The organism is Streptomyces sp. SS7 (assembly GCF_037993025.1).
Taxonomy (GTDB): Bacteria; Actinomycetota; Actinomycetes; order Streptomycetales; family Streptomycetaceae; genus Streptomyces.
Genome location: NZ_CP141223.1, coordinates 269,876 through 285,824, shown reverse-complemented (window position 1 = coordinate 285,824; position 15,949 = coordinate 269,876). Strand labels below are relative to the sequence as shown.

At 71.3% G+C, this 15,949-nt stretch carries 11 protein-coding genes; 10 read left to right on the top strand and 1 reads right to left on the bottom strand.

Annotated elements, in window-relative coordinates:
• Positions 1-79 precede the first annotated feature (79 nt).
• From U5640_RS01340 to U5640_RS01325, 4 genes are all read left to right on the top strand, one after another.
• Positions 80-808 (top strand): flavodoxin family protein, encoded by a 729-nt coding sequence (locus tag U5640_RS01340; RefSeq protein ID WP_067253160.1) that lies wholly within the window; start codon positions 80-82, stop codon positions 806-808.
• Positions 809-1,210: 402 nt separating this feature from the next.
• On the top strand, positions 1,211-1,828 hold the full coding sequence (locus tag U5640_RS01335) for a 3'-5' exonuclease (RefSeq protein WP_340373949.1): 618 nt from the start codon (positions 1,211-1,213) through the stop codon (positions 1,826-1,828).
• A gap of 135 nt (positions 1,829-1,963) precedes the next feature.
• Positions 1,964-2,686, top strand: coding sequence for a ferritin-like domain-containing protein (locus U5640_RS01330; RefSeq protein ID WP_340373948.1), 723 nt, complete (start codon positions 1,964-1,966; stop codon positions 2,684-2,686).
• Between the two features lie 204 nt (positions 2,687-2,890).
• Entirely contained in the window at positions 2,891-3,577 is a 687-nt protein-coding gene (locus tag U5640_RS01325; RefSeq protein WP_340373947.1) for a response regulator transcription factor, read from the top strand.
• A 37-nt stretch (positions 3,578-3,614) separates the two neighbouring features.
• Here U5640_RS01325 and U5640_RS01320 read toward each other — a convergent pair whose 3' ends face one another.
• The gene (locus U5640_RS01320; RefSeq protein ID WP_340373946.1) at positions 3,615-7,271 is read right to left on the bottom strand and encodes a LamG-like jellyroll fold domain-containing protein; all 3,657 of its coding nucleotides are present in this window, start codon (positions 7,269-7,271) and stop codon (positions 3,615-3,617) included.
• Between the two features lie 311 nt (positions 7,272-7,582).
• Here U5640_RS01320 and U5640_RS01315 point away from each other — a divergent pair, with 311 nt between their 5' ends.
• From U5640_RS01315 to U5640_RS01290, 6 genes are all read left to right on the top strand, one after another.
• On the top strand, positions 7,583-8,605 hold the full coding sequence (locus U5640_RS01315) for a LacI family DNA-binding transcriptional regulator (RefSeq protein WP_340373945.1): 1,023 nt from the start codon (positions 7,583-7,585) through the stop codon (positions 8,603-8,605).
• A gap of 178 nt (positions 8,606-8,783) precedes the next feature.
• Entirely contained in the window at positions 8,784-10,031 is a 1,248-nt protein-coding gene (locus tag U5640_RS01310) for a sugar ABC transporter substrate-binding protein (RefSeq protein WP_340373944.1), read from the top strand.
• Positions 10,032-10,055: 24 nt separating this feature from the next.
• Positions 10,056-11,042 (top strand): sugar ABC transporter permease, encoded by a 987-nt coding sequence (locus tag U5640_RS01305; RefSeq protein WP_340373943.1) that lies wholly within the window; start codon positions 10,056-10,058, stop codon positions 11,040-11,042.
• Complete coding sequence (locus U5640_RS01300) at positions 11,039-11,863, top strand: carbohydrate ABC transporter permease (protein WP_340373942.1); 825 nt, start codon at positions 11,039-11,041, stop codon at positions 11,861-11,863. Before U5640_RS01305 ends, U5640_RS01300 begins: the two co-directional genes overlap by 4 nt.
• Before the next feature lie 84 nt (positions 11,864-11,947).
• On the top strand, positions 11,948-13,684 hold the full coding sequence (locus tag U5640_RS01295; RefSeq protein WP_340373941.1) for a trehalase family glycosidase: 1,737 nt from the start codon (positions 11,948-11,950) through the stop codon (positions 13,682-13,684).
• 218 nt (positions 13,685-13,902) lie between these two features.
• Positions 13,903-15,855 carry an alpha-L-fucosidase gene (locus U5640_RS01290; protein WP_340373940.1) on the top strand — a complete coding sequence of 651 codons (1,953 nt, stop codon included), beginning with the start codon at positions 13,903-13,905 and terminating at the stop codon, positions 15,853-15,855.
• The last annotated feature ends 94 nt before the right edge of the window (positions 15,856-15,949 follow it).

Sequence of the window (15,949 nt, the reverse complement as noted above, 5' to 3'; positions counted from 1 at the left end):
GGCGCGTCACCACTCCGTAAGACGTCCGGCGGCGCGTCGAACCGGGACACAACGGGCACGGCGCGAGACCCTGCCCGCTATGGACGCATCTCCTTCCACGCCGTCGTACCGGTACGACGACCTGACCGCCCTCTACGTCAACTGCACACTGAAACCGTCCCCGCAGCGCAGCCACACCCAGGGCCTGATCGACAGGAGCCGGGCGGTCATGGACGCCGCCGGCGTGACCACGGACCTGGTGCGCGCCGTGGACCACGACATCGCGACGGGCGTCTACCCGGACATGACCGAACACGGCGCCTCCACCGACGTCTGGCCGGCGCTGTACGAGAAGGTGATGGCCGCCGACATCCTCGTCCTCTGCGGCCCTATCTGGCTGGGCGACAACAGCTCGGTCACCAAGCGGGTGATCGAGCGCCTCTACGCCTGCTCCTCCCTGCTCAACTCCCAGGGGCAGTACGCCTACTACGGCCGCGTCGGCGGATGTCTGATCACGGGCAACGAGGACGGTGTGAAGCACTGCGCGATGAACGTCCTCTACAGCCTGCAGCACCTCGGCTACACGATCCCGCCGCAGGCGGACGCCGGCTGGATCGGTGCGGCCGGCCCCGGCCCGTCATACCTCGACCCGGGCTCGGGCGGCCCCGAGAACGACTTCACCAACCGCAACACCTCCTTCATGACCTGGAACCTCATGCACCTCGCCGCCCTGCTGAAACGCTCCGGGGGCGTTCCCGCCCACGGCAACCAGCGCTCGGCGTGGGATGCGGGCTGCCGTCCGGGCGCGGACAACCCCGAACACCGCTGACCCCGCGCGCGGTCGCGCCGGTTCAGCTCACCGTCCGTTGCATGAGCGTCAGATCGAGCCGGCGGCCGAACTTTCGGCGTCGAACAGGGCGAGGCCGAGGACGACGGCCGCCGGCACGTCCGGGCCCGCGTCTCCCTCGTGCTGTACTTCGCCGCCGGAGCCCTCGGCACCGCCCTCGCCGCACCCCTGCTCGACGCCCTCGGCCGGGGGGCATCGCCCTCACCGCCTGGGCGGCCCCGTCCCTCGCCGCGCTGCTCGGCCGCACCGGACGAAGCCGCCCCGGCGCGGGGCCGCCCGCACCCCCCCGCACCCGCACGGCCCGCTCCTCCCGCGGCGCGGAGCGCGGGCGCCGGGGCGGAAATACGGATGCCGGGCGGCCCGGCCCCCTCGTAGCCTCACCCCATGCGCGACGACCACCTGAGCCTCCTGAACGTCATCGACGTCGAAGCCACCTGCTGGGACGGGCAGCCCCCGCCGGGCGCGGTGAACGAGATCATCGAGGTCGGCCTCACGGTCGTCGACCTCCGGGCCGGGCGCCGCCTGTCCCGGCACGGCATCATGGTCCGTCCCACCCGGTCGACCGTCAGCCCCTTCTGCACCGAACTGACCGGCCTGACGCAGGCGGACGTGGCACGCGGCATGACCTTCGCCGAGGCGTGCCGGCTCCTGGTCGAGGAGTACGCGGCGGCGGAGCGGCCCTGGGCGAGCTGGGGCGACTACGACCGCCGCCAGTTCGCCCGGCAGAGCCAGGCCGACCGGGTGCCCTACCCGTTCGGATATCCCGTGGAGCGCGGCCACACCAATGCCAAGGCGGTCTTCACCACCGCCCACGGCCTGGGCAGGAAGCCCGGCATGAGCCAGGCCCTGAAGATCGCCGGTCTCCCCCTCGAAGGGCGCCATCACCGGGGCGAGGACGACGCCTGGAACATCGCGGCCCTCGTCCTGGACCTCCTGGGCCGCGGGGCCTGGCCGGTCCCCGTCGCGGGCGGACCACGGACCACGGGCCACGGGGATCACTGACGACGGACGCGTCACCCCGCACGTCACGGCGATCCACGCGCACCCTGCGTCGGAACTGCGCCCCCTCCCGCCGCGTCCCCTCGGCCGAGGAGACCCCGCCCCGTCCGGGCGGGGCGGGGGAGGGAAGAGAACGGCATGAGTGCATCGGGATTCGCCGTATGGCTTCGCCACTTCGAGACCGAACGGGACCGCCGCGCGGCCCGGCCCGACCCTCGCTGGGAGTCGGGTGCCGCACTGCCCCCGGCGGTGCGGGCCAGCGTCCAGCGCTTCCAGGCCGGCGAGGACGGCGACAGCTCGGCCCTGTTCGCCAAGGCGGACGCGGCGGGCGATCCGGAGTACACGGCAGCGCTGCGGTTGTTCGTCGCCGAGGAGAAGAACCACGCGCGGCTCCTCGCTCGGCTGCTCGAGGCGGGCGGGGCGAAGCCGCAGGCCGGACACTGGAGCGACGCGGCCTTCGCCCGACTGCGTCGCGTGCGGGGGCTTCGGGCGGAGCTGCTGCTGTTGATGGTCGCGGAGATGGTCGCGCTGCGCTACTACCGGGCGCTGCGCGACGGGACCGACGATCCGCTCACGTCGGAGGTCGCCGGCCGCATCCTGGCGGACGAGGAACACCACGTCCCGTTCCACTGCGCGCGATTGCGCGCGTCGGTCGCGGAGCTGCCGCGCGCAGCCCGGCGGCCGCTGCTGGCGGGCTGGCGGGTGATGCTCCTCGGCGCGGTCCTGATCGTGGCCGCCGACCACGGGCGGGCACTGCGCGGGCTCGGGGTCGGGCGAGGACGTTTCGTGGCGGACGTGCTGAGGTCGGCCGGTCCGCCGGCCGCGGCGATCCTCGGGACCGGTGAACCGGTGAACCGGTGAACCGGCGAACCGGTGGAGCGGTGAACCGGAGGAGCGGTGATCGCGGGCCCCCTGCCGATGTACGCGGTGCCGGCGTGCGCCGCCGTCAGGGACTCCAGGTGGCCCGGTGGACGAAGGCGGGCGGGAGGTTCGCCCACACGGCCTTCGAGCGCTCCAGCCGGTCGAAGCGGCGCCCCACCGCCCCCGGCCCACCGCGGTGACCCCATGACCGGCCCGGCCGCCACCCCGTCGGCGGCGCGGGTGCTGATCTGCGACGACCAGGAGCTCATCCGGATGGGACTGCGCATGGTCGTCGACAGCCAGCCCGGCCTCACCGTGGTGGGCGAGGCCGCCGACGGGGACGCGGCGATCACGGCCGTGGCCGCACTCCGGCCCGACCTCGTCCTGATGGACGAACGCATGCCCGGCCTGGACGGACTCGCCGCGACCGAGCACCTGTGCGCGCGGCCGAACGGACCCCGCATCCTCGTCGTCACGACCTTCGACCTCGACGAGTACGCCTACGCGGCCCTGCGCGCCGGTGCGAACGGCTTCCTCGTCAAGGACGCCCCCGCCGAGGAGATCCCGGTGACCGTCCGGGCGGTGCTGCGGGGCGAGGTCATGGTGGCGCCCTCCCTCACCCGGCGCCTGGTCGACCGCTTCGTCCGGCAGGCCCCGGCGTCCGTGCCCGCCCAGCGAAGCCGCCTGGCCGTGCTCACCGACCGGGAACGGGAAGTCCTCGCGCTGGTCGCGGAGGGACTGACCAACGGCGAGATCGCCGGCCGCCTCTTCGTGGGAGAGACGACCGTCAAGACCCACCTCGGCCGCATCCTGACCAAACTCGGTCTCCGCGACCGTGTCCACGCGGTGATCTTCGCCTACGAGAGCGGGCTGGTACGAGCCGGGGACTGATCAGGTGCCGTCGGGAGGCGGGGCCGGTCGGGTCACCTCAGCGCACCTCCTCGGCGTACGGCGCGACCGCGATCCGGTCGATCAGGGGCGCGTAGCGGGAGCGCAGGAGCACACCGGGGAAGGTGTCCGAGGCGTAGGTGGTGCCGTCGAAGTTCGGCCGTTCCTCGGACCGGAAGGAGACCGTGTTCCGTCCCTCGTCGAGGCGGACCGGGACGGTCAGCTCCCAGAAGTTGTTCTGGTGGAAGGTGTGCGGGAAGCCTACCCGCCGGGGTGCGCCGCCGTTGACGGAGAGGTCGGCGTACCGGGCGAGCGGGTCCGGGTTGTAGTGGGTGGCCGGGGACTGCTCGGGGTTGGAGTAGCGGATCCGCAGGGCGTACAGACCGGCCCGGTCGGCCGTGACGGTGAACGTCGCGGTGTTGCCGTTGCCCGGCTCGCCGCCGACGCCGGTGATCGCCGTGCCGTCGGTGGCCAGGGAGAGCGGGGTGAGCGCGGCCGTGCCCGCCAGCGTGGCGTCCTGCGCCGCGTACGTCCGCACCGGGAGCGCGCCCTCGGAGGGGGTGACCGTGAGACGGTCGACGAGGGTGGTGGAGGAACCGCCGGTCACCGTCACCTTGTTGACGCCGCCCGAGAGGGAGACCGCGACCGCCTCGCGCCCCTTGGCCAGGCGCAGGACGTCGTGCCCGTCGACGGAGAGCCGGGCACCCGAGCCGCCCAGGGTGGCGACCCGCAGCGTGGCCTCGCGGTCGGCGGGGGAGTAGACCCAGAACGTGGCCGTCTGGCCCCGCGTGAGCCGGGCCGCGCCCGAGCCGGTGGCGGGGAGCGGGGCGTGCTTCGGCAGGGTGTAGACGGGGCGTCCCCCGCCGCCCAGCCAGGCCAGCTCGCCCTCGTAGACCTGTGTGCCGGCCGAGGCGTCCGGCAGGGACAGGGTGAGGCGGTCGACGATCGCGTCGCCCTTCGTGGCGCGTCGGCCGTCGAGGCTCCTCGCGGCCAGCGTGAGGGTGTGCCTGCCGCGGGTCAGGCGGACCGAGGTGTCGGTGTGGTCCCACACCACCCACTTGTAGCCGAGCGGCAGGTGCAGCTCCTGCTCGGTGGCCGCGTCGCCGTCGACCCGGAGGAACACATTGGTGGGCCCCTGGTCCTTCACCTTGTCGAAGGTGTTGAGGGAGTTGGCGAAGACGCTCAGGTCGTAGTCGCCGTCCTCGGGCACGTCCACGGTGAAGTCGAGCGTGACGTCCGAGCCGGTGCGCAGACCGCCCACGTCGTAGCCGCCGGAGGTGTAGAACTTCGACACGTCGCTCGTCGAGCCCTCCGGACCGTTCCTGGAGTAGCCGGACCCGGTGTGCGCGGCGTCCTCCGCCTCGTACGACCCCTGCCAGCGGGCGGGCGCGGACCGGGTGCCCCGGGCCTTGCCGGCCGGGCTGAGGACGACCTCGTAGGCCGAGGACTCCTTCAGCCGGGGCAGCCCGCCGTCGCCGAAGTCCAGTGTCACCGTACCGTCCTGGTGAACCGTCACCTCGGTCTCCGTGAGCAGCCGGGGGCCGGCGGAGTCGCCGAGCTGGCCGCTCCACTCGATCTCGCGCACCCAGGCGTGCACCCGGTCGCCGAAGACGTCCCGCGGCACGCCGGTGAAGGTGAGGTGTCCCTTGCCGGCGGAACCGCCGAACAGCAGCCGGGCCTGCTTCTTCTTCTCGTCCAGCGTGGCCACGCCCTGCATGGTGTAGTTCTCGCCGGGGAACGGCGGGGTCACCGTCACCGTGTGGCCGCTCATCGAGGCGTACGCGTTCAGCAGCCACCACTGGCCGTTGCCGCGGCCCGACTGCACCGCGGAGTCCGACAGATTGCCGTCGATGTTCCAGTACGCGATGTCGGCGTCGACCTTGGACTCCTCGATCGCCGACACCCACTGGATCATCTGACCCGGGACGGAGGTGTGGTAGTTGAACGCGTATTCGTTGATGTTGACGGGGAGTCGGGTCCCCTCCCGGCCGGTGCCCCGGAACAACTCCTCCTCCCACGCCCGGTACCTGGCGACGCTGCGGCGCACCGCCTCCGGGTGGCTCAGCTCGTGCCAGGTGATCACGTCGGGGAGCGTGCCGGCGGCCAGGGTGTGGGCGAGGAAGCCCTTCACCTGGTCGTACAGGACACTGGTGTTGGGACCGGCGACGCGGGCGTCCGGCATCCTGCGCTTGATGAGCCGCTGGACCTCGTCCCAGGCGGCGAAGAAGTCCTCGGGGTCGGTGAGCCAGCTGACCTTGTCGTAGCTCCACTCGCCGGTGCCGAACATATTGCCCTCGGGTTCGTTGAACGGCACGAAGACGATGTTGTCCCGGTACCGCTCCGGCAGGTGCAGCACCTGGTCGACCTGCTGGGCGATCTTCTGCTCGTAGAGGGCGAGCTTCTCCGCGGGCGTGGCGCCCGGCCACTCGTACGGGAAACCGCGGTGGATGTCGGTCATGTAGATGTACACATCACCGTCGGTGGCGTCGGCCAGCGGCTGCACGACCTCCAGCGCGTCGGCGCCCGGATGCTGCGGGCCGTCCTGCGCCTTGGTGGAGACCGTGCGCAGCCCCATGCCCTCGATGAGGTTGCCGGTGGGGACGTCCGGACCGTACACGCCGTAGAGGGTCCCGGAGGCGCCGCCGTGGAAGGCGCCGGTGTCCGAGCCGAGGTCGACGGTGAGCGCTCCCTCCCGGACCACCGTGACGGTCGCCCGCACCGGCTGCCCGGCGGCCGACCCGGCCACCGTGAAGGTGCCCGGCCGGTCGTACTTCTCGGCCGCCACGGCGTCCCAGCCGAGGGGCGTGTCGCGGTCGTAGCCGTCGGAGAAGGAGGCGCGGACCGCGGCCGGCAGGGTGGGGGCGGTCCCGGTCGTCGTCCGGACCTCGAACGCCGTCCGTGAGAGCTGCCGGAGGGTGGGCGGCGCGCCGACCGTGCCGGCCACCTGCTCGGCGGTGAGCGCCGAGTGCCAGACGGTGAAGTCGTCGATCGCGCCTTTCAGCAGCGGGTCCTGGTAGAAGGACTTGCCGATGTAGCCGGCCGTCGTGGCCGCGCCGTCCAGCAGGTCCCCCGCCTTGACGCTCGTCGCCGCGGAGGAGACCGCGACGCCGTCGAGGTAGGTGGTGAGACGGCGGGCGGCGGTGTCCAGGGTCACGGTGACGGTCCGCCAGCCGTCGGCGGGCAGCGGCGCGTAGCCGGAGACCTGGGCCTCCGCGCCGCCACCGCCGGTGGTCACGGCGGTGCGCAGCACACTGCCGTTGGAGGGCGTGGTGAAGAGGTACCGGCCGGTGTCGGTGCCCAGGTCGAAGATGCGCTGCCAGGGCGACGCCTCGCCGCTCCATCTCACCCGGGCCGAGACCGTCAGATCGCTCGCGTCACCGAGGACCTCCCGGGGCAGCCGGACGTACGCGCCGGAGGCCGGCGCCCCGCCGGGCAGGGAGAGCGCCCTGCCGCCGCCCGTGCCCGTGACGGACTGGGCGGTGGAGGGGTTGACCAGCGTCGCCGTGAGCCCGTTGCCGGAGCTGTCGGTGATCCTGCCGGAGGCGAGGTCGTCCTGGTCGAAGGTGTAGTGCGCGGCGGGCGAAGGGGCCTCGGCGGCCCGGGCGGGGACGGCCGGTGCGGCCAGCAGGCCGGCGCCGAGGGCCAGCGCCACGGCGGCCGGGGCCCGGCGCGGGGCCGGTCGGTCAGCGGATGGCATCGATCTACGTCCTCAATCGTCGGGGGCGATCACGGGGGGATGACGGGGGGCGATCACGGGTGCGATCTTTGTCGAACCGGTTCGACGTCCGGAGTCGACGGGTGGAGAACTCGTCCGGTGGGGGAGGGGTGGCGGCCGATCGCGGTCGTCGAACCGGTTCGCGAAGCTAGCACCGGGCCGTGCGCCCAGCAATCCTCCGGACGGAAATCGTCCAGGGTGTTGACACGGCGGTGGGTGATTCCTACCTTCACTTCACGCGAACCGGTTCGACAGTCGGTCCGCCAGGCGAACCGGTTCGACGAAGGAGACCCGTGAACATCGGTGAGATCGCCCGCAGGGCCGGTGTCTCGCGGAGCACCGTCTCGTACGCGCTGAGCGGCAAGCGCCCGGTCTCGGACGACACCCGTCTGAAGATCCAGCAGGTCATCGACGAACTGGGCTACCGGCCCAACGCCAGCGCACGCGCCCTGGCCAACGGCCGCACCAGCACCATCGGACTGGTCTTCCCGCCGGCCGGCAACCACTACACCGGCATGCAGCTCGACTTCATCGGCAGCGTCGTGGAGGCGGCGGCGGCCTACGACTACGACGTGCTGCTCTCACCGAGCGGCGTGGACAGCGACCGCTCGTTCCAGCGGCTCCTGGGGGAGCGGCGCGTCGACGGGGCCATTCTGATGGAGATCAGACTGGCGGACGACCGGGTCGATCACCTGGCCGAGCTGGACTTCCCCTCCGTCGCCATCGGCCGTACCGGCCGTCCGGAGGGCGGCTGGTGGGTGAGCCTCGACCACACCGCGCTCGCTGCGGCGTGCGTCCACCACCTGGCCGACCTCGGCCACAGCAGGGTCGCCTTCGTCAACCGCCCCGAGAACCTGCTGCGGGCCGGGTACGAGTCCGCCCACCGCGGCCTCGACGGCTTCACCAAGGCCGCGGCCGAACGCGGGCTCACGGTCCGCACGTACTGCTGCGGGGACGACGCCGCCTCGGGACAGGCCTGCCTGGAGCGGATCCTCCACGACGACCCGGCGACCACCGCCCTCGTCACCCTGAACGAAGCCGCGCTCGGAGGCCTCTACCGAGGTCTCGCGCAAGCCGGCCGCCATGTGCCGCGCGACTTCTCCGTCACCGGGGTCGTCGCCGCCCGCTGGGCCGAGACGGTCACCCCGCAGCTCACCGCGGCCGATGTACCCGCCGAGGAGATGGGGCGCCGCGCAGTCGAACTGCTGGTGGAGCGGATCGGCCACCCCGACGCCCAGCCCCGGCACCACCTCCTGACGCCGCCCATCTCCCTGCGGGCCAGCACCGGACCCGCCACAGCCGCCACCACCCCCTGACGCCACCGCCGTACCTCCCCGCAGCACCCCCAGGACGCGCCCACAGCTCCACGGCGCCGTCCGCCGTGCCCTCTTTCTTTCCTCCCTTCCTTCCCCTCCGCCACCCCGTGCCCCGGCACCGCACGCCCGACCTCACCCGTGCCCTCGGCACCGCACGCCCGACATCGAAGGAACCTCCATGACCAGCTCCTCCGGACCGCGCCGTCTGACCGCCGCGGCCGTCACCGTCGTCGCCCTCACGGTCACCGCCACCGCCTGCTCCTCCGGGTCGGGCAGCAGCGACACCAAGGGCGCACGCGGCGGCACGTACACGATCTGGGACCCGTACCCGCAGTTCGACAAGACCTCGGACTGGGCGAAGCTGCTGGACCGGTGCGGCACCGAGGCCGGCGTGAAGATCAAGCGGACCGCCTTCGACACCAGCGACCTGGGCAACAAGACACTGCTGGCCGCGCAGCAGGGCAACCCGCCCGACGTCCTCATCGTCGACAATCCGGTGGTCTCGACACTGGCCGAGGCGGGAGTGCTCACCACGACCGGCGACATCGAACTGGACACCGCCGGGGTCGACCCCAATCTGCTCGCGGCCGGCCAGTCCGGCGGCAAGACCTACGGCGTCCCGATCGGCGCGAACACCCTGGCCCTGTACTACAACAAGGACGTACTGAAGAAGGCCGGCGTGGACATCGCCTCGGTCAAGGACTGGAAGACGCTGACGGCGGCGCTGGCCAAGGTCAAGGCGGCCGGCAAGAAGGGCATCACCTTCTCGGCGATCGGCACGGAGGAGGGCAGCTTCCAGTTCCTGCCCTGGTTCTGGGGCTCCGGCGCCCACCTGACCGCACTCGACTCCCCGCAGGCCGTCTCCGCCCTCTCCCTCTGGAAGGACTGGCTGAAGGCCGGTTACGCACCCAACTCGGTCATCAACAACACCCAGACCACCAGCTGGCAGGAGTTCGCCGGCGGCGACTACGCGTTCGGCGAGAACGGCACCTGGCAGCTCGCGAACGCCAAGAAGGCCGGCTTCGCCTACGGCGTCCTGCCCGTCCCCGCCGCCACCGGCGGCGACGCCGCGGCCCCGACCGGCGGCGAGTTCGTGACCGTCCCGGTCCAGAGGGACACCGGCCGCCACGCCGTCTCACAGAAGCTGGTGACCTGCCTGACCAGCGGCGACAACCTGCTCAACACCGACAACACCCTGTCCTACGTCGCTCCCACCGGCGCGGTCCAGGACAAGCAGGTGGCCGCGAACGCCGACCTGAAGCCCTGGGTCGACGCGGTCAAGGCGGCGAAGGGCCGCACCAGCGACGACCTGGGCACCAAGTACCCCAAGATCTCCGAGCAGATGTGGAAGGCCGTGCAGGCCGCTCTCAGCGGCTCCAAGTCGCCCGAGGACGCGCTGTCCGAGGCGCAGTCCGCCGTCAAGTAACCCGACCACGAGGGCCGTTCGTCGATGAACCACACCACCAAGCTGCCGGACCACCGGTCCGAGGGCGTCCGGAACGGGCCGGCGCCCGCCGCCGGCCCGCCCCGGGCCCGCGTCGGGAAACGCCGCCGGCCCCCCTCCACCCAGTGGGCCGCCTGGGGCTTCCTCGCGCCGGTGACCCTCTACCTCGCCCTCTTCTACGCCTATCCCCTCTACCGCAACCTCGACCTCAGCCTGCGCGACTACACCGTCCGCTCCTTCGTCCAGGGCGACGCGCCGTTCACGGGCCTGGCGAACTACCGTGACGTCATCGAGGACCCGACCTTCGCGCCGGCTCTTCTGCACACCGCGGTCTTCACGGTCGTGTGCCTGGTCTTCCAGTACGCCATCGGGCTCGCCCTCGCGGTCTTCTTCCACCAGAACTTCCGGCTCTCCGCCACGCTGCGGGCCCTGTTCCTGGTGCCGTGGCTGCTGCCGCTGATCGTCTCGGCCTCCACCTGGTCGTGGATGCTCAACAGCGAGTCCGGCGTCGTCAACGCCGCCCTGCACGCAGTAGGCATCGGACCGGTGAACTGGCTGACCTCGCCGTCCTGGTCCCTGGCCTCGGTGATCATCGCCAACATCTGGATCGGCGTCCCGTTCAACCTGGTCGTCCTGCACAGCGGACTGCAGTCCATCCCCACGAACCTGTACGAGGCCGCCGCCCTCGACGGCGCGAACACCTGGCAGCGCTTCTGGCGCATCACCTTCCCGCTGCTGCGCCCGGTGTCCGCGATCACCCTGCTCCTCGGGCTGATCTACACCCTCAAGGTCTTCGACATCATCTGGATCATGACCAAGGGCGGCCCGGCGGACTCGTCCACCACCTTCGCCACCTGGTCCTACCAGCTCGGCTTCGGCAGCCTCCTGCCGGCCTTCGGCCCCGGTGCGGCCGTCGGCAACCTGCTCGTCGTCGCGGCGCTGGTCTTCGGCCTGGTCCACGTCCGGGCCCAGAGAAAGCAGGCGACGGCATGAGCGCACACCGCAAGCGTTCCCGGGCGAGGACGACGATCGGCGTCCTGCTCACCGGGATCATGCTCTTCCCGGTCTACTGGATGGTCAACGTCTCCCTCACCCGCGACCAGGACATGCGCAAGAGCCCGCCGGACCTGCTGCCCCTGCACGGCACCCTGGCCGGCTACCGCACCGTCCTCGCCGAGCAACTGCCCTACCTCGGCACCAGCCTCCTGATCGGACTCGGCACCGTCGTCCTGACCGTCGCCCTGTCCGCGCCGGCCGGTTACGCCCTGGCCAAGCTGCGCCCACGCGGCGGCGGCCTCCTCCACTTCGTCCTGCTGGCCGCCCAGATGATCCCCGGCATCATCATGGCGATGGGCTTCTACGCCGTCTACCTGCAGCTCGGACTGCTCCAGTCCGTGCCCGGCCTGATCGTCGCCGACTCCACCCTGTCCGTCCCGTTCGGCGTCCTGATCTTCACGGCGTTCATGTCCGGCATCCCCGGCGAACTGCTCCAGGCGGCCAGGACGGACGGCGCCGGGCCGCTGCGCACCTTCTGGTCCGTCGTCCTGCCCCTGAGCCGAAACTCCGTGATCACGGTGTCCCTGTTCGCCTTCCTGTGGTCCTGGTCCGACTTCGTCTTCGCCGGCACCCTCGTCAACGGCGGCGCCCACGAGCCGATCACCCTCGGCATCTACCACTACATCGGCAACAACAACCAGCAGTGGAACGCCATCATGGCCACCGCCGTGGTCGCCTCCCTGCCGGCCGCGGTCATCCTCGTCCTCGCCCAGCGCTATGTCGCCGCCGGTGTGACCGCCGGTGCCGTCAAGGACTGAGTTCCCCCTCGCGAACGGCACGACGGCCGGCCCGACGACGCGGTCGGCCGACCGTCGCCCCTGCTCCAGAAACGAGTCCGCCACATGACCGCCGCCCGATCCGGCCCGGCCTTCTCCGTCCACGACATCCCGTTCAGCACGTTCGGATCCTGGTTCGACATCTCGCCGGTGATCGCGGAGAAGACGTACGCCGAGGACCTCCACCTCGTCTCGCACCAGAACGGCATGCACGGCGTCCTGCGCCTGGTCCCCCTGCACCCGACGGCGGGCGAGCGTGCCGAGACCCGCATCGAGGCGACCCCGGGCCTGCTCGGCTGGATCGGCGAGACGGGCCGCGTCGACCTCGCCTACGAGTCGCCGGACACCGTACGGCTGCGGGGCAGCGGCCTCGGTCTCGGTGTCCGCGCCGCCGCCCCTGACCTCACCCCCTTCAGCGGCACGTACTTCTTCCACGACCCCGCGGCGGGCGGACACGTCTTCACGTCGTACGAGACCGGCCGCCGTTACCGCGTCACCGTGCTGACCGGCACCCTCGCCGAGGTGGCCGGGGACCAGGCACTGGGCCGTGCCGACCGCGGCGTCACCGTCACCGCTGACCCGGACGGGGCCTGGGAGATCGCGATCGAGGAGCTCGACACCGCCCGCCCGCCCTACACCCCTTCGGCCTGCTTCGAGGAGGTGCGGGACGCCGCCGCCGGGGCGTTCGCGGCCTTCGTCGACGCGGTGGCCCCCTGGCGCTCCTCCGCCACCCCGGCCGCCGAACTCGCCGCCTACGTCCTCTGGTCGGCGACCGTCCGTCCGACGGGCCTGGTCACCCGGCCCGGCGTGCTGATGTCCAAGCACTGGATGGACAAGGTCTGGAGCTGGGACCACTGCTTCAACGCCCTGGCCCTGGCGCCGGGTTCGCCCGGGCTCGCACTCGATCAGTTCCACCTCCCCTTCGACCACCAGGACGCGGCCGGCGCCCTGCCCGACTCGGTCACCCACTCCGAGGTCCTGCACAACTTCGTCAAGCCGCCCATCCACGGCTGGGCCTTCGGCCGGCTGCGCCGCCGGCTGCCGAAGCCGCCCACCCCGGAGGAACTGTCGTGCGTCTACGCCCGGTTGGAGCGCTGGACCGACTTCTGGCTCACCGCGCGACGCGCCCCCGGCGCCCAACTGCCGCACTACCAGCACGGCAACGACAGCGGCTGGGACAACGCCACCACCTTCGACCCCGGACGCGTGGTCGTCACCGCCGACCTGTCCGCCTTCCTCGTCCTCCAGCTACACGAACTCGCCGCACTGGCAGCCGAGTTGGGGAAGGCCGACGCCTCGCGCCGGTGGACCGCCAGGGCCGCGGAGCTGCAGACGGCCCTGCTCGACCAGCTCTGGACCGGCGACCGGTTCCTCGCCCGCGGGGCCGGCACCGGCAGCACCTGGAGCAGCGCCAGCCTCCTCGACCTGATGCCCATCGCGCTCGGCGAGCACCTGCCGGAGGAGATCGGCGGCACCCTGGCCGACCGCATCGAGGCCCATCTGACGCCGTACGGCCTCGCCACCGAGCTGACCACCTCGCCGCACTACCTCGCCGACGGCTACTGGCGCGGCCCCATCTGGGCGCCCGCCACCGTCCTCGTCGAGGACGGCCTGCGCCGGGCCGGCCACACCCGGCTGGCCGACGACATCAGCGCCCGCTTCCGCGCCCTGTGCGAAGCCCACGGCTTCGCCGAGAACTTCGACGCCCTCACCGGAACCGGCCTGCGCGACCGCGCCTACACCTGGACCGCCAGCAGCTACCTCCTCCTCGCAGAAGCGCACGCGCACCGAAGCGGCCGCTGACCCGGTCGCTCCAGGAAGACATGGCATGTCTGTAACGGACATAAGTGATTCAGCTCGCAAACTCTGCGTCATCAATCAGTGAGGCGGGACTTTCATCCCTTCAACCGGTTGACATGACGCCGTCACATCACTGAACTTCATGCGTAACATCCGGCGCCTTGGGGCCCGGGGATGTTCGCTCCGGCATACCAGAGCTCCCTCAATCCTGGAGTCCGCACATGTCGTCAGGAAGACTGTCCCGCCGCGCGCTGCTGGGTGCGGCGGGCGCCGCTGTGGCCACCACCGCGCTGCCCGTGCTCCCCGCGTTGTCGCCTCTGCTGACGCAGGCGGCAGCCGCGGACGCCCAGACCAATCTCAGCAACCTGGTGGACATGCGGTTCGGCATGTTCAACCACTTCAACCTGGGCACCTTCACCAACGAGGAGTGGGCCGCCCCGAACCAGAGCCCCACCCTGTTCGCGCCCACAGCTGTGGACTGCGCGCAGTGGGCCGCCGCGGCGGCCGCCGCGAAGATGAGCTACGGCATCCTGACGACCAAGCACCATGACGGCTTCGCGCTGTGGCCCAGCGCCTACGGCACCCAGAACGTCGCGAACAGCTCCTACAAGCAGGACGTGGTGAAGGCGTACTGCGACGCCTTCCGGGCGAAGGGGCTGAAGGTCGGGCTCTACTACTCGATCTGGGACCGCACCTTCGGCGTCGAGGCGTGGGAGAGCCGTCACGGGGTGTCCGGTCTTGAGATCACCGACGCCATCCAGTCCGGTGACATGACCTTCGTCCTGGGGCAGATCACCGAGCTGCTCACCAACTACGGCAAGATCGACCTGTTCGTCACGGACGGCTATGCGTGGCAGATGGGGCAGCAGGCCCTCTCCTACCAGCGGATCCGGGAGCACGTGAAGTCGCTCCAGCCGGACATCGTCATGATCGACCACGGTGCGCTGTCGGTACCGTTCCTCGGTGACGCGATCTACTTCGAGGAGCCGCTCGGCGTCTCCGCGCCGGCCGGGAACACCTACGCGGCCACGCAGGGGCAGACGATCAGCAACGGGTGGTTCTGGCATCCGTCCACGCCGACCGAGAGCCTGATGAGCAAGGACGCGATCCTGTCCCATCTCGCGGACCTGGAGCCGAAGTACACCTCGTTCATCCTCAACTGCCCACCCAACCGCAACGGCAAGCTGGACACCAATATCGTCAACCGGCTCGCCGAGGTCGGGGCGGCCTGGAGCCCCGACACCTCCCGGCCGCCGCTGCCGGCCCAGATGCTGCGCGCGGAGCATCCCGTGACACCCGTCAGCGCCTACGCGACCGGATTCCGCACCGGTGAGGGGCCGCTCAACGCCATCGACGGGTTGAGCGACAAGGGATATGAGACCTGCTGGTCGACGTGGGGACTGTCCTCGGCGCTGCCGCACTCGATCACGATCGACCTGGGCGGAGTCTGGAGCAACGTCTCCACCCTGGAGTACCTGCCCAAGCAGTGGAACCGCACCGATTCCACCGACGGTGACATCACCTCCTACACCATCTTCACCAGCACCGACGGCACGGACTTCACGCAGGTCGCCACCGGCACGTGGGCCGGCAACCGTGCGACCAAGGTGGCCGAATGGCCCGCCCGCAACGTGGGCTTCCTACGGATCCGGGCCAACGCGGCCACCGGTGGCTACGTCAACATCGGCGGTGTCAGGATCGGCGGCAGGACGGCCACCCCCGCCCTGGTGTCCTCCACGCTGCCCGGCAACAGCACGGTGTACCGGCTGGTCAACCGCAACAGCGGCAAGGTCGCCGACGTGGCGGGCGGGGGCACCGCCAATGGCTCCAACGTCCTTCAGTGGCCCTGGCTCGACGCGGCGAACCAGAAGTGGACCTTCACCAACACGGGCGACGGCTACTACAAGATCAAGGGTGTGGGCAGCGGCACGCTCATGGAAGTGGCGGGCCTTTCCCGCGACGACGGCGGCAACGTCGGCATCTGGTCCGACGCCTCCGCCCCCCAGCAGCAGTGGGCCGTCACGCCCACCGGCGACGGCTACTACTTCCTCATCAACCGCTACAGCGGCCTCTGCCTCGCCGTTGACGAGGGCAGTACGGCCGACGGAGCCAACATCGAACAGCAGCCGTACGCGTCCCTGACGCGGCAGCAATGGCAGATCGTCGCCGTCTGACGATCCCGACGACGGGCGAGGCGTCCGCGTCCCGCGAAGAGACGCCCGCCCGGTAGTCGGCGGGGCCGGTGGAAGAAGGATCCAGCCGGAGCCC

Coding starts and splice junctions, on each gene's coding strand:
- U5640_RS01300 (WP_340373942.1), top strand. CDS start 11,039: ATGAGCGCACACCGCAAGCGTTCCCGGGCGAGGACGACGATCGGCGTC.
- U5640_RS01305 (WP_340373943.1), top strand. CDS start 10,056: ATGAACCACACCACCAAGCTGCCGGACCACCGGTCCGAGGGCGTCCGG.
- U5640_RS01295 (WP_340373941.1), top strand. CDS start 11,948: ATGACCGCCGCCCGATCCGGCCCGGCCTTCTCCGTCCACGACATCCCG.
- U5640_RS01320 (WP_340373946.1), bottom strand. CDS start 7,271: ATGCCATCCGCTGACCGACCGGCCCCGCGCCGGGCCCCGGCCGCCGTG.
- U5640_RS01310 (WP_340373944.1), top strand. CDS start 8,784: ATGACCAGCTCCTCCGGACCGCGCCGTCTGACCGCCGCGGCCGTCACC.
- U5640_RS01325 (WP_340373947.1), top strand. CDS start 2,891: ATGACCGGCCCGGCCGCCACCCCGTCGGCGGCGCGGGTGCTGATCTGC.
- U5640_RS01290 (WP_340373940.1), top strand. CDS start 13,903: ATGTCGTCAGGAAGACTGTCCCGCCGCGCGCTGCTGGGTGCGGCGGGC.
- U5640_RS01340 (WP_067253160.1), top strand. CDS start 80: ATGGACGCATCTCCTTCCACGCCGTCGTACCGGTACGACGACCTGACC.
- U5640_RS01330 (WP_340373948.1), top strand. CDS start 1,964: ATGAGTGCATCGGGATTCGCCGTATGGCTTCGCCACTTCGAGACCGAA.
- U5640_RS01335 (WP_340373949.1), top strand. CDS start 1,211: ATGCGCGACGACCACCTGAGCCTCCTGAACGTCATCGACGTCGAAGCC.